Source organism: Billgrantia sp. Q4P2, from assembly GCF_052806135.1.
This window is the reverse complement of record NZ_JBRBAI010000009.1, coordinates 172,703-186,116: the sequence shown is the minus strand read 5'-3', so window position 1 is coordinate 186,116 and position 13,414 is coordinate 172,703. Positions and strand designations below refer to the sequence as shown.

Below are 13,414 nucleotides of genomic sequence, written 5' to 3'. Positions count from 1 at the left end.
GCTGGCAACGTTGCCCGTTGCCGGCAGCGGATGCGTACTTTACGGTTTTCCCCGCGCCCCTGCAAGGGCCGTTTGTAAAAAAGTTTCAGGACGATGACGGAGCCGTGATGAGCCGGGGAAGCCAGGCTGCCCACCGGCGTTTTCCACAGGCGCTCGCGTCCAAGGGCCTGTGGATGAAATGCCCCGGCCCGAGACGACAACGCCCGCTCGAGGCGGGCGCTGAAATGAGGCGCGAATGTAGTCAGCTTTCAGGGGGCGCATGCCGCATCTTGCGCATGATCGCCAGCGCCGGTCCCGAAGCTACGTAGGCACCAAACAGCAGCAGCAGCATGACGGAGGGTTCGACCGAGATCACCACGAAGCCAAGTACGATGGCCAGCAGCACCACGAAGGGAACCGGCCCCTTGAGGTCGATATCCTTGAAGCTGTAGTAGCGGATATTGCTGACCATCAGAATCCCGGCAGCAGCGACCACGATGAGCATCAGCAGCTTGAAGCCAAAGGCCTCGGCATCGAAGCTATGAAAGGTCCATACGCTGGCTGCCACGAAAGCCGCCGCGGATGGGCTGGGTAGCCCAATGAACCATTTCTTGTCGACACTGCCTATCTGCACGTTGAAGCGCGCCAGGCGTAGTGCCGCGCAGGCGACATAGAGAAAGGCCACCACCCAGCCGGTCTTGCCGATATCCTGCAGAATCCAGGTAAACGACACCAGGGCGGGTGCCACGCCGAAGGAGAGCATGTCGGAGAGGCTGTCGTACTCGGCCCCGAAGGCACTCTGGGTATTGGTCAGACGGGCCACGCGGCCATCCAGGCCGTCGAGCACCATAGCGATGAAGATCGCTACCGCTGCCGCGGTGAAATCGCCATTGATCCCGGCCACCACCGAGAAGAACCCGGCGAACAGGGCCGACGTGGTAAAGAGGTTGGGCAACAGGTAGATCCCTCTGCGCCGGACCTTCCTTCCATCCTCTATCGACTCCTCGACCACCTCCGTCTCACGCACGAAAGCGGCAGCCAGATCCTCCTCGGCAGGCCGCTCTCCCTTGCCATTGGCAGGGCCTGTCTGGGCGTCATCGCGATGGATGTCGTGCTCGGTATTACGGGAATCCTGACTCATTCGTCTCGTCCATTGCCAGAATGGGGCCACTCGATGGGCGTTGCCTTCATTCTACACGGTGATGCCGAGGCGAAAAGCGCCGTAGCTATCAGCCAGATACGACAAGGGCGCGGAAGCCCGCGCCCTTGTCTTCAGCGGAACGAGTCCGACGACTCAGTTCTTGGTCTTGTCGACCAGCTGATTAGCGGCGATCCACGGCATCATGCCGCGCAGCTTGGCGCCCACCTGCTCGATGTCGTGCTCGGCATTCAGACGGCGACGCGCGGTCATCGACGGATAGTTGGAGTTGCCTTCCTGGATGAACATCTTGGCGTACTCGCCGGTCTGGATGCGCTTGAGCGCATTGCGCATGGCCTGGCGCGACTGCTCGTTGATCACCTCGGGACCGGTTACGTACTCGCCATACTCCGCATTGTTGGAGATGGAGTAGTTCATGTTGGCGATACCGCCCTCATACATCAGGTCGACGATCAGCTTGAGTTCGTGCAGACACTCGAAGTAGGCCATCTCCGGCGCGTAACCGGCCTCGGTCAGCGTCTCGAAGCCGGCCTTGACCAGCTCCACGGCACCGCCGCACAGCACGGCCTGCTCGCCGAACAGGTCGGTCTCGGTCTCATCCTTGAAGGTGGTCTCGATAATGCCGCTGCGACCGCCGCCGATGGCCGCGGCGTAGGAGAGCGCGAGCTCCTTGGCCTTGCCGGACGCGTCCTGATGAATAGCGATCAGATCAGGGATGCCACCGCCCTTGACGAACTCGGAACGCACGGTGTGGCCTGGCGCCTTGGGGGCGACCATGATCACATCGAGGTCGCGGCGCGGCTCGATCTGGTTGTAATGGATATTGAAACCGTGAGCGAAAGCCAGCGTGGCGCCTTCCCTGAGGTTCGGCTCGATCTGGTTCTCGTAGATCGCCTTCTGATTCTCATCCGGTGCCAGGATCATGACCACATCGGCGCCCTTGCACGCATCCTCGACAGAAGCGACCTTGAGGCCGGCCCCTTCGGCCTTGGCCGCGGAGGAAGAGCCCGAGCGCAGCGCGACGGTGACGTCGACCCCGGACTCCTTGAGGTTGTTGGCGTGGGCATGGCCCTGGGAGCCGTAACCCACGATGGTGACCTTCTTGCTCTGGATGAGGGAGAGGTCGCAATCCTTGTCGTAATAGACGTGCATGATGTGCTCCTGGATTGGGAAAGTAGTTTTCGTGTCAGCGCTGATGGCCACCCGCGCCGTCTGTCGCGGCGCTGGGAGTCGGCTCATTCGATGCGCCTACCTTAACGCCACAACCATGTTGCGTAAAACGCGATATTTGCAATACAACATGCCGATTCATGCAATAATCACGACATGGACATACGACCGCTCAAGCAATTCCTCGCCCTGGCCGATACGCTGCACTTCGGTCGAGCCAGCGAGCTTTGCCATGTCAGCCCCTCGACACTTTCCCGCACCATCCGCCAGCTCGAGGAGAGCCTCGATGCACCGCTGTTCCTGCGTGACAACCGACATGTCAGCCTGACCCGCCAGGGCCAGCTCTTCCAGGCGTATGCACGCGAGACCCTGGTCCAGTGGGAACTTCTTCGCCACACGCTAAGCAGCCAGGGCGATGAGCTGGCCGGTGAGATCAGCATCTACTGTTCGGTCACCGCCAGCTACAGTTTCCTCTATGATCTGCTCAGCGACTTTCGCCTGCGCCATCCCCGTATCGAACTCAAGCTGCATACCGGCGATCCGGCCGAAGCCATGAGCCGGGTGCTGGCCGGCGAGGAGGACATGGCGATCACGCCGCGGCCACGCAGCGCGCCGGGCGGGCTGGCCTTCAAGTCACTGACCCGCTCGCCACTGGTGTTCATCGCTCCCGTGGAACAGGCGCCGTGGATCCCGGCCACCCCCACCTCCCCCTCTGCGGAACAGTGGCGTGTCGTACCAATGATCCTCTCCGAGGCGGGGCTGTCCCGGGATTATGCCGATACATGGTTCAGGGCGCTGGGCGTGGCGCCGACCATCTACGCCCAGGTGGCCGGTCACGAAGCGATCGTCAGCATGGTGGGGCTTGGCTTCGGCATTGGCGTGGTGCCGAAGATCGTGCTCGACAACAGCCCACTCGCCGAGCGGGTTCGCGTGCTGCCGGTCAAGCCGGAGCTGCCCTACTACGACGTCGGCCTGTGCGTACTCAACCGCCAGCTCAAGAGCCCGCTGATCCAGGCTCTATGGGACACGGTGGCCGAACGCTAGAAAGCACTGCACAAATGTCTGCGCGGTCGAATCGCTGCGTTGCGCGCTGCTCGACATCCTCACCTAGTACCGCATAGGCTCCGGTGTCTGCGCTGCGGGCGCCTTGCGCTTCATCCCGCTCACCGATTTGTTCAGCGCTTCCTAAAGACGAAAAAGCCGCCCCGAAGGGCGGCCAATTCCACACAGTGGCATTAAAGCGACAGGACTTTATCGCCGCGGGCAATGCCGGATACCCCCGTCCGCGCCACTTCGAGGATCCCCACCGGCCCCATGGCCTGCAGGAAGGCGTCGAGCTTGGGCGCATCGCCGGTGATCTGCACCGTGTAGAGGCTCGGCGTGACGTCGACGATCTGCGCGCGGAAGATATCCACCGTGCGCTTGACCTCGTCGCGGGCTGCCCCCAGCGCCTTGACCTTGACCAGCATCAGTTCGCGCTCGATATGGTTGCCTTCGGTGAGGTCCACCAGCTTGATGACGTCGATCAGCTTGTTGAGGTGCTTGGTGATCTGCTCGATCACCCGGTCGTCGCCAACGGTAGTCACGGTCAGCCGCGACAGCGACGGGTCCTCGGTGGGCGCCACGTTGAGCGTCTCGATATTGAAGTTGCGCTGCGAGAACAGCCCTACCACGCGAGACAGTGCGCCCGGTTCGTTTTCCATGAGAATCGAGATGATATGGCGCATCAGGTCCGCTCCGTCTTGGAAAGCAGCATGTCACGCATGGAGCCCAGAGGCACCTGCATCGGATAAACGTGCTCGCGCGGGTCGACGATGACATCCACGAATACCAGCTCATGCTTGTCGGCGAAGGTGCGCTCCAGCGCCGGACGCAGCTCATCCAACGTCTCCACCCTCAGTGCGGTGAAGCCATAGGCATCGATCAGCTTGGCAAAGTCGGGCAGCGATTCCATATAGGAGTGCGCGTGGCGCGACTTGTAGTTGAGGTCCTGCCACTGGCGCACCATGCCCAACGACGCGTTGTTGAGATTGATGATCTTCACCCCGCCACCGAACTGCTTACAGGTAGAGAGCTCCTGCATCATCATCTGGAAGCTGCCTTCACCGGTGATGCAGATCACCTGCTCCTCGGGGAAGTTCTGCTTGATGCCCATGGCCGCGGGGAAACCGAAGCCCATGGTGCCGAGCCCGCCCGAAGTGATGAAACGGTTGGGCTTGTCGAACTTGTAGTACTGAGCGGCGAACATCTGATGCTGACCCACGTCGGTGGTGACGTAGGCTTCTCCACGGGTCACCTCGCACAGCGCCTCGATCACCTCCTGCGGCTTGAGCTGCTCGCCCGGCTTCGACGGCTCGTAGAGCTTGCCGCGGCGCTCTTCGCGCCAGCCGTCGATCTTCTGCCACCATTCGCCCAGCGCCTCGGGATGGGCGATTTCCTTGCCCTGTACCAGGCTGATCATCTCGTCGATGACGCTGGCCGCCGGCCCCACGATCGGCACGTCGGCACGCACCGTCTTCGACACCGAACTGGGGTCGATGTCGACGTGGATGATCTTGGCCGTAGGGCAGAACTTGGAGGTATTGTTGGTCACGCGGTCGTCGAAGCGTGCGCCGATGGCAATGATCAGGTCAGCATGATGCATGGCCATGTTCGATTCATAGGAACCATGCATGCCCAGCCAGCCCAGGCACTGGCGATCGCTCTGTGGATAAGCACCGATCCCCATCAGGGTGGTGGTGATGGGATAGCCGAGGCGCTTGACCAGGTCGGTGAGACCTTCGCAGGCACGCCCGGTGATGACGCCGCCACCGGTATAGAAGACCGGTCGCTTGGCCTTGAGCATCATCTCCACGGCCTTCTTGATCTGGCCGGTATGCCCCCGCGCCACCGGGTTGTAGGAGCGCATCTTGACCTTCTTCGGATAGACGTACTCATAGCGCTCGGTGGGCGCGGTCATGTCCTTGGGTATGTCCACCACTACCGGCCCGGGGCGCCCCGTGGCGGCCAGATAGAAGGCTTTTTTCAGAACTTCGGGAATCTCGGTCGGATGCTTGATCGAGAAGCTGTGCTTCACGATCGGGCGGGTCACGCCGATGATGTCGGTTTCCTGGAAGGCGTCATCGCCGATCAGGTGGCTCATTACCTGGCCACACAGCACCACCATGGGAATCGAGTCCATGTAGGCGGTAGCAATGCCGGTAACGGCGTTGGTGGCGCCGGGACCGGAGGTGACCAGAACCACGCCGGGCTTGCCGGAGGCCCGAGCGTAGCCGTCAGCGGCATGGGTGGCCGCCTGCTCGTGGCGCACCAGGATGTGCTTGACCTTGTCCTGGCGGAACAGCGCATCGTAGATGTGCAGTGCCGCACCGCCCGGATAGCCATAGATGTATTCGACGCCTTCATCCTGCAGGAATCGGGCGATCATATCCGCGCCGGAAAGCAATTCCACTTGTGTATCTCCCCTGGAGGTCTCGAGTGCGATCCGCGCCCATGGACGGGCACGGGTTCGAGTGCGGCGGTATGCCGCTGTCGGCGAAGCCGACACCTGATGCCAAACCCTGGCATTTAGCCCTATTGGGGCCTGCACTCTTCGGGAACACCGACTGGTTGCTGCGATCAATCTCGGGCTCACAGCATCAATCAGTTGCTCCCTATCACGGCGGATTGCCGCGTCGGGGCATTGGCCAGAAGCGGCGGTTGGCCGCATTCCGGTAGTCCTTCGGCGGGTAGAGGCCAGTCGGCCTACCCTTCGCGCGGGGATGGGGGGTTGCCCGCAGGAATCCGCGCCCGCAAATCAGGAACGCTCAAGATTCCAACAGCCTAGCGAAAGTGTCAACCGTGACGCGGCTTCGGGTGAAATCTCAGGGTATGAATCGCACCCTAAAAAAGCCCGCCGGCAGAGTCGCAGGCGGGCAAGAGGGTTACAGGACGCAACCTATAAACCAGTGTAGGTCGCTCTTCGGCGGCTGCAGCGGCCAACGCGTAACGTTGTGTATCAGCCTCGAAATACGAGGCCGTCCTCCTCCACCTCGACATGAATGACGTCGCCCGGCGAGAACCGGCCGGACAGCAGATCCTGCGCCAGCGGGTTCTCGATACGGCTCTGGATCGCCCGCTTGAGTGGACGAGCGCCGAATACCGGATCGAAGCCTGCCAGGGCCAACTGAGCCATGGCCTCGGCGCTGACTTCCAGCTGCATGCCGTGCTCGGCCAGGCGTGAGCGCAGCCGGTCCAGTTGGATGCCGGCGATGGCCTCGATCTGCGCCTGACGCAGGGCGTGGAACACTACCACCTCGTCGATGCGGTTGATCAGCTCGGGCCGGAAATGCATGCTCACCACGTCCATCACCGCGCGCTTCATCTCGTCGTACTGCTCATCGTCACCGCCCAGGCGCTGGATGATGTCCGAGCCCATGTTGGAAGTCATTACGATGACGGTGTTGCGAAAGTCCACCGTGCGCCCCTGTCCGTCGGTCAGGCGGCCGTCTTCCAGGACCTGCAGCAGGATATTGAAGACGTCGGGGTGGGCCTTCTCCACCTCGTCGAGCAGTAGCACGGAATAAGGCTTGCGCCGCACGGCTTCGGTCAGGTAGCCGCCCTCCTCGTAGCCCACATAGCCGGGAGGCGCGCCGATCAGCCGCGCCACGGAGTGCTTCTCCATGAACTCCGACATGTCGATGCGCACCATCGCCTCCTCGGTGTCGAAGAGGAAGTTGGCCAGCGCCTTGCACAGCTCGGTCTTGCCCACCCCGGTCGGCCCAAGGAACAGGAACGAGCCGTTGGGCCGGTTGGGGTCGGCGAGCCCGGCACGCGAGCGGCGCACGGCATTGGCCACGGCGGTCACCGCCTCGTCCTGACCGATCACCCGCTGATGCAGCGCCTCCTCCATGCGCAGCAGCTTGTCGCGCTCGCCTTCGAGCATCTTGGACACGGGGATCCCGGTCCAGCGCGACACCACCTCGGCGATCTCCTCCTCGGTGACGTTGGAGCGCAGCAGCTTGTGGCCCGAGGTGTCGGCTTCTCCCTCTCCGGCTTCGGCGATTTTCTTCTCCAACTCCGGAATCACGCCGTACTGCAGCTCCGACATGCGGCCGAGATCGCCCTGACGGCGGGCCTGCTCCAGGTCGATGCGGGCACGTTCCAGCTCGTCCTTGAACTGCGCCGCGCCCTGGATGCTGGCCTTCTCCGCCTTCCAGATCTCGTCGAGGTCGGCGTACTCACGCTCCAGCTCGGCGATCTGCTCCTCGATGTGCTCTAGGCGCTTCTTCGACGCTTCGTCGGTCTCCTTCTTGAGATGCTCGCGCTCCATCTTGAGCTGGATCAGCCGACGGTCGAGGCGGTCCATCTCCTCGGGCTTGGAGTCGAGCTCCATGCGGATACGCGACGACGCCTCGTCAATCAAATCGATGGCCTTGTCAGGCAGTTGGCGGTCGGTGATATAGCGGGTCGAGAGCTTGGCCGCGGCGATGATGGCACCGTCGGTAATGTCGACGCCATGGTGCACCTCGTAGCGCTCCTTGAGCCCGCGTAGGATCGCCACGGTATCCTCCTCGGAAGGCTCGTCGACCAGCACTTTCTGGAAGCGCCGCTCCAGCGCGGCATCCTTCTCAATGTACTTGCGGTACTCATCCAGCGTGGTGGCGCCCACACAGTGTAGCTCGCCGCGCGCCAGTGCCGGCTTGAGCATGTTGCCGGCATCCATCGCGCCCTCGGCCTTGCCGGCGCCGACCATGGTGTGCAGCTCGTCGATGAACAGGATCACCCGACCCTCTTCCTGGGCCAGCTCCTTGAGCACCGCCTTCAGGCGCTCCTCGAACTCGCCGCGGAATTTGGCCCCGGCCAGCAGCGAACCCATGTCCAGCGACAGCACGCGCTTGTCCTTGAGCCCCTCCGGCACCTCGCCGTTGACGATGCGCTGGGCCAGGCCCTCGACGATGGCGGTCTTGCCCACGCCGGGCTCGCCGATCAGCACCGGGTTGTTCTTGGTGCGCCGCTGCAGCACCTGGATGGTGCGACGGATCTCGTCGTCGCGGCCGATCACCGGGTCGAGCTTGCCCTCGGCGGCACGCTCGGTGAGGTCGAGGGTGTACTTCTCCAGCGCCTCGCGCTGCTCCTCGGCATTGGGGTCGTCGACCCGTTCGCCGCCACGTACGCTGTCGATGGCGCCTTCCAGCGCCTTGCGGGTCACGCCGGCCTGGGTCAGCAGCTTGGTCACCGCGTGTCCCATCTCCAGGGCGGCAAGCAGCACCAGTTCGCTGGCGATGTACTGGTCGCCGCGCTTCTGCGCCTCGCGATCAGTCAGGTTGAACAGCTTGATCAGGTCACGCGAGGGCTGCACCTCGCCGGTGAACTGGCCGACCTTGGGCAGGTCGTCGAGATGTCCGGCCAGGGTGTCGCGCAGCCGTGCGGCATCGCCGCCGGCCTTCTGAATGAGCGCCTTGATACCGGTGTCGCGAGCATCCAGCAGCGCCAGCAGCAAGTGGCCGGGCTCGAGCTGGTTGTGACCCCGCCCCACGGCCAGGGACTGGGCATCGGCCACGGCATTCTGCAGCTTGGCGGTGAACTTGTCGAAACGCATTCGCTTTCCTCCATCGGGGTGGCGGCGCGTTCGGACGCACCGCTTGGCCCTGTCGTATCGTATTGACAGATTCAATGGAGTCAGCGTGGCCGGCTTTCAAGTCGCCGGCCAGGGAAAGCGAGGAAGGACTTGATGCAGATCAGCGTAGCCAGATCACGCTGGCCATCCGCCCGGTCTTGCCATCGTCACGGCGGTGGGAATAGAAGCGCGATTCGCAGGCGGTGCAGAAGTGGCCGCCGCTGATGTGGGCAACACCAAGCCGCTCGAGGCGCAGGCGCGCGAGCTTATAGAGATCGGCCATGTAATGGCCCAGGCGATAAGGACTGGGGTCGAAGGCCACAGCCGCTTCCGGGTGCACGCCGACGAAAGCCTGCTGCACCTCCGACCCCACCTCGAACTGGGCATTGGAGATCGCCGGCCCCAGCCAGGCCATCAGCTCTTCCGGCGGGGTCGAGAGCGCTGCCACCGCAGCCTCGAGCACGCCGCCGGCCAAGCCGCGCCAGCCCGCATGAGCCACGCCGACCCGGGTGCCCTGGCGGTCGCAGAAGAACACCGGCAGGCAATCGGCGGTGAGCACCACGCAGGCATGGCCGCGATCGAAGGCCACCGAGGCGTCGGCTTCGGTGACGGCATCCGTATAGCTCGCCTGCACCCGGGCGCCGTGCACCTGCTTGAGCCACAACAGCGGCCGCTCGTCGCCGAGTTCATTGCCAATCAGTCGCCGGCACAGCGCCACGTGGGCAGGGTTGTCACCTACCCCATCGGACGGGTTGAAGCAGGCAAACTCGTCCTGGCTGGGGCCGGTCTCGCGCGTAGTGACGAAGGCACCGACACTGGCGGGCGCCGGCCAGTCAGGCTCGATCAGGGTCGGTTGCAAGTGGGGGGCGTCGCTCATCCGGGTTCCTCAGCGCATGATCTCGTGGTCGTTACGCAGGTAGTCGATCAACAGCAGCAGGTCGTCAGGCAACGGCGCTCGAAATTCGACCGTCTCGCCGTTGGCAGGATGCAGGAAGGCCAGCTTCCTGGCATGCAGGGCCTGACGGGGAAAGCTCCGCAACAGTTCCTTGAGCTCTTCGCTCGCCCCGGCCGGCAGCTTGAGACGACCACCGTATACCGGATCGCCAACCAGCGGGAAGCGTCGATGAGCCATGTGCACGCGGATCTGATGGGTGCGGCCAGTCTCGAGCCGGCAGCGCACATGGGTATGGGTGCGAAAGCGCTCGACCACGCGGTAATGGGTCACCGCGGGTTTGCCGCTGACGTGTACCGCCTGACGCTTGCGGTCCTTCGGGTGCCGGCCGATGGGGGCGTCCACCGTGCCACCCGAGGTCATCACGCCGACACAGACCGCATCGTACTCGCGTGACATCGTGCGTGCCTGAAGCTGCTCCACCAGCGCGGTCTGGGCGGCAAGCGTCTTGGCCACTACCATCAGGCCGGTGGTGTCCTTGTCCAGGCGATGGACGATACCGGCCCGCGGCACCATGGCCAGGCTCGGGCAGTGATGCAGCAGGGCGTTGAGCAGGGTGCCGTCCCGGTTGCCGGCTGCCGGATGCACCACCAGCCCGGCCGGCTTGTCGATCACCAGCACCTGCTCGTCCTCATGCACGATATCGAGTGGAATCGCCTCGGGCTCGAAGCGCGCTTCCTCCTCGAGGGTGGCCGCCAGCTGCAGCCACTCGCCACCGGCCATCTTGTCCTTGGGCTTGGCTGGGCGGCCGTCAACGGTCAACGCCCCCTCCTTGATCCAGTTCTTGAGGCGCTCGCGGGAATGGTCGGCAAAGAGTTCGGCAGCGGCCTGGTCGAGGCGGCTCCCGGCCAGGGAGATGGGCACGCGCTGCTGGGCTTCCACGGTCTGGGGCATAAGAGGCTTTCGTCGGCAGGCACCGGAGGACTGCGTTTTCACGCAAGGTGCTTTATAGTGGTCGGGTTACGGCCAATCCTACCATGGCCGACACGGGTTGTTAGACACGAGGATCACGATGCGCGTTTCCCCCATCGCCACACGCCTTGTCGCCCTGCTCCTGGTCACCGCACTGGTTACCGGCTGTGCTGGCAGGTCCGCCACGGAAGAAGACGAGTTCGAAGATGTCGCCGAACAGCAGCTCTACGAGGAAGCACGCAGTGCTCTCGAAGGCGGGCGTTACACCACTGCCATCTCGCGCCTCGAGGCCATCGACACACGCTATCCCTTCGGCCGCCATGCCGAACAGGCCCAGCTCGAGCTGATCTACGCCTACTACGAAACCCAGGACTGGGAAGCCACGCGCGCCGCCGCCAGTCGCTTCATCCGTTTGCATCCTACCCACCCGCAGGCCGACTACGCGCTCTACATGCGTGGGCTGGCCTCGTGGCAGGCGGGCCGTTTCAGCCTCGAGCGCCTGCGCCTGATCGACATCTCCAAGCGCGACCTGGGCGCCTCACGCGACGCCTATTCCGACTTCCGCGAGCTGGTGGCACGCTACCCGGCCAGCGATTACGCACCCGACGCCGAGCAGCGCATCGTCTACCTGCGCAACGTTCTGGCGCGCCATGAGCTGCACGTCGCCGATTTCTACCTGCGCAAGGGCGCCTACCTGGCCGCCGTCGAGCGTGGTCGCTGGGTAATCGAGAACTATCCTGAGGCCGAAGCCACCCGCGACGCACTGGCGGTGATGGTCGAGGGCTACCTGGGACTCGACATGCGAGACCGCGCCCGCGAGGTGCTTCAGGTGCTGATCGAGAACGACCCTGGCAACGATCGCCTGCGCGGCCGTACCTTCCAGCCGCAGCACGTGCGGGCCCAGTCGCTCTCCGCCTGACCCATCACCCGACCGGTGCAAGAGAAGAACCCGCGAGCGTGCTCGCGGGTTCTTTCGTTTGCTGCCTTCAGTCGCCGGGCTGCCAGCCGTTGACGATGGGGTAGCGGCGGTCGCGGCCGAACCCGCGCGGCGTCACCCGTACGCCCACCGGTGCCTGGCGCCGCTTGTACTCGTTGCGGTCGACCAGCTTGACCACCTGGTAAACGTCATCGCGATCGAAACCGGCCTCGATGATCGCCTCGGCGCTCATGTCGCCCTCGATGTAGCGCGCCAGGATGGCGTCGAGCGTGTCGTAGTCGGGCAGCGAGTCGGTATCCTTCTGGTCGGGCGCCAGCTCGGCCGAAGGCGGGCGGGTGATCACCCGCTCGGGAATCGCCGCCGACTGGGTGTTGCGCCAACGGGCCAGACGATACACCCAGGTCTTGTAGACGTCCTTGAGCGCATTGAAGCCACCCACCATGTCGCCATAGAGCGTGGCATAACCCACCGCCATCTCGCTCTTGTTGCCGGTGGTCAGCACCATCAGGCCCTTCTTGTTGGAAATGGCCATCAGCAGCACGCCACGACAGCGCGACTGCAGGTTCTCCTCGGTAGTGTCGCGCTCGGTGCCGGCAAAGGTCTCGGCCAGCGTCGCCATGAAGGCATCGACCATCGGCTCGATCGGTAGCACCTCGTAGTGCACGCCGAGCAGTCGTGCCTGCTCGGCGGCGTCCTGCTGGGACATGTCGGCGGTATAGCGGTACGGCATCATCACCGCATGCACCCGCTGCGGCCCCAGCGCGTCCACGGCGATGGCCAGCGTCAAGGCCGAGTCGATGCCCCCCGAGAGCCCCAGCACCACGCCCTGGAAGCCGCTCTTGTTGACATAGTCGCGCACGCCGCTGACCAGCGCACAGTAGAGGCTCTCCTCGGGCTCCTCGGCAGGCTCGACCTCGCCCTCCTGTGGCACCCAGTGGCCCGCCTCCTGTACGAACTGCACCGGCATCAGCCCCGCCTGCCAGTAGGGCGCCACCACCCGTATCCGGCCCTCGGCATCGACACAGGCCGAACCACCGTCGAAGACCAGTTCGTCCTGTCCACCGATGGTGTTGACGTAGACCAGCGGCAGCGACACCTCGGAGGCACGCTGCTCGAGCAGGCGCAGGCGCTCGGCCGGCTTGTCCTGATGGTACGGTGAAGCGTTCAGCGTAACGATGACGTCGGCTCCCGCATCGCGTGCCGCCCTCACCGGCCCGCCGTCCCAGATGTCTTCGCAGATCAGCACACCGAGCCGTGCCCCCTTGTGCTCGATCACCAGGCTCTGCTCACCGGTGGCAAAGTAGCGCCGCTCATCGAAGACCTGATAGTTGGGTAGCGCCTGCTTGGCGTATTCACCGATCCATTCGCCGTTGTAGAGAAGGCCGGCCAGGTTGTAGCCGAGCCCCTCGCGGCGGCCGGGATAGCCGATGATCACCAGCACGTCGCGGGACATCTTGGCCGCCATGCGGGAACGCGCCTCGCGCAGACGGGTCTCCATGGAAGGGCGCAGCAGCAGATCCTCGGGGGGATAGCCGCTCAGGAACAGCTCGGGAAATACCACGATATCGGCACCATGTTCGATGCGCGCCTCACGAACGGCTTCGATGGCACGATCGGCGTTGCCGGGGATGTCCCCTACCAGCGGGTCCAGCTGCGCCATCACCAGCGTCAAATCTTGCATGGGCGTAGAAATCTCTTGAGAATCCA

At 64.0% G+C, this 13,414-nt stretch carries 10 protein-coding genes; 2 read left to right on the top strand and 8 right to left on the bottom strand.

Annotated elements, in window-relative coordinates; translation table 11 throughout:
- Nucleotides 1–241 precede the first annotated feature (241 nt).
- Both pssA and ilvC read right to left on the bottom strand, forming a co-directional pair.
- Nucleotides 242–1,120, bottom strand: coding sequence for a CDP-diacylglycerol--serine O-phosphatidyltransferase (gene pssA, locus ACUY1T_RS16550; RefSeq protein WP_446024672.1), 879 nt, complete (start codon nt 1,118–1,120; stop codon nt 242–244).
- Between the two features lie 153 nt (nt 1,121–1,273).
- The gene (ilvC, locus tag ACUY1T_RS16545; protein WP_446024671.1) at nt 1,274–2,290 is read right to left on the bottom strand and encodes a ketol-acid reductoisomerase; all 1,017 of its coding nucleotides are present in this window, start codon (nt 2,288–2,290) and stop codon (nt 1,274–1,276) included.
- Between the two features lie 174 nt (nt 2,291–2,464).
- Between ilvC and ilvY the strand changes: the two genes are divergently transcribed.
- Nucleotides 2,465–3,352: an HTH-type transcriptional activator IlvY gene (ilvY, locus tag ACUY1T_RS16540; RefSeq protein WP_446024670.1), complete on the top strand. Its 888-nt coding sequence runs from the start codon at nt 2,465–2,467 to the stop codon at nt 3,350–3,352.
- A gap of 191 nt (nt 3,353–3,543) precedes the next feature.
- Here the strand turns inward: ilvY and ilvN are convergent, their stop codons facing one another.
- From ilvN to rluD, 5 genes are all read right to left on the bottom strand, one after another.
- Nucleotides 3,544–4,035 carry an acetolactate synthase small subunit gene (ilvN, locus tag ACUY1T_RS16535; RefSeq protein ID WP_010627682.1) on the bottom strand — a complete coding sequence of 164 codons (492 nt, stop codon included), beginning with the start codon at nt 4,033–4,035 and terminating at the stop codon, nt 3,544–3,546.
- Nucleotides 4,035–5,759, bottom strand: coding sequence for an acetolactate synthase 3 large subunit (locus tag ACUY1T_RS16530; RefSeq protein ID WP_446024669.1), 1,725 nt, complete (start codon nt 5,757–5,759; stop codon nt 4,035–4,037). The genes ilvN and ACUY1T_RS16530 overlap by 1 nt, the downstream gene beginning before the upstream one ends.
- 546 nt (nt 5,760–6,305) lie before the next feature.
- Nucleotides 6,306–8,888 carry an ATP-dependent chaperone ClpB gene (gene clpB, locus ACUY1T_RS16525; RefSeq protein WP_446024668.1) on the bottom strand — a complete coding sequence of 861 codons (2,583 nt, stop codon included), beginning with the start codon at nt 8,886–8,888 and terminating at the stop codon, nt 6,306–6,308.
- A gap of 139 nt (nt 8,889–9,027) precedes the next feature.
- A complete protein-coding gene (pgeF, locus tag ACUY1T_RS16520) occupies nt 9,028–9,783 on the bottom strand; it encodes a peptidoglycan editing factor PgeF (RefSeq protein ID WP_446024667.1) in 756 nt (251 codons plus the stop codon).
- A 9-nt stretch (nt 9,784–9,792) separates the two neighbouring features.
- The gene (gene rluD / locus ACUY1T_RS16515; RefSeq protein WP_446024666.1) at nt 9,793–10,752 is read right to left on the bottom strand and encodes a 23S rRNA pseudouridine(1911/1915/1917) synthase RluD; all 960 of its coding nucleotides are present in this window, start codon (nt 10,750–10,752) and stop codon (nt 9,793–9,795) included.
- 118 nt (nt 10,753–10,870) lie between these two features.
- Here rluD and ACUY1T_RS16510 point away from each other — a divergent pair, with 118 nt between their 5' ends.
- Nucleotides 10,871–11,689: an outer membrane protein assembly factor BamD gene (locus ACUY1T_RS16510; RefSeq protein WP_446024665.1), complete on the top strand. Its 819-nt coding sequence runs from the start codon at nt 10,871–10,873 to the stop codon at nt 11,687–11,689.
- 67 nt (nt 11,690–11,756) lie between these two features.
- Here the strand turns inward: ACUY1T_RS16510 and ACUY1T_RS16505 are convergent, their stop codons facing one another.
- Nucleotides 11,757–13,388 carry an NAD+ synthase gene (locus ACUY1T_RS16505; RefSeq protein WP_446024663.1) on the bottom strand — a complete coding sequence of 544 codons (1,632 nt, stop codon included), beginning with the start codon at nt 13,386–13,388 and terminating at the stop codon, nt 11,757–11,759.
- Between the last annotated feature and the right edge of the window lie 26 nt (nt 13,389–13,414).

Excerpts from the sequence above, each read along its gene's own strand:
- pssA (WP_446024672.1), bottom strand. The coding sequence starts at position 1,120 with ATGAGTCAGGATTCCCGTAATACCGAGCACGACATCCATCGCGATGAC.
- ilvC (WP_446024671.1), bottom strand. The coding sequence starts at position 2,290 with ATGCACGTCTATTACGACAAGGATTGCGACCTCTCCCTCATCCAGAGC.
- ilvY (WP_446024670.1), top strand. The coding sequence starts at position 2,465 with ATGGACATACGACCGCTCAAGCAATTCCTCGCCCTGGCCGATACGCTG.
- ilvN (WP_010627682.1), bottom strand. The coding sequence starts at position 4,035 with ATGCGCCATATCATCTCGATTCTCATGGAAAACGAACCGGGCGCACTG.
- clpB (WP_446024668.1), bottom strand. The coding sequence starts at position 8,888 with ATGCGTTTCGACAAGTTCACCGCCAAGCTGCAGAATGCCGTGGCCGAT.
- pgeF (WP_446024667.1), bottom strand. The coding sequence starts at position 9,783 with ATGAGCGACGCCCCCCACTTGCAACCGACCCTGATCGAGCCTGACTGG.
- rluD (WP_446024666.1), bottom strand. The coding sequence starts at position 10,752 with ATGCCCCAGACCGTGGAAGCCCAGCAGCGCGTGCCCATCTCCCTGGCC.
- ACUY1T_RS16510 (WP_446024665.1), top strand. The coding sequence starts at position 10,871 with ATGCGCGTTTCCCCCATCGCCACACGCCTTGTCGCCCTGCTCCTGGTC.
- ACUY1T_RS16505 (WP_446024663.1), bottom strand. The coding sequence starts at position 13,388 with ATGCAAGATTTGACGCTGGTGATGGCGCAGCTGGACCCGCTGGTAGGG.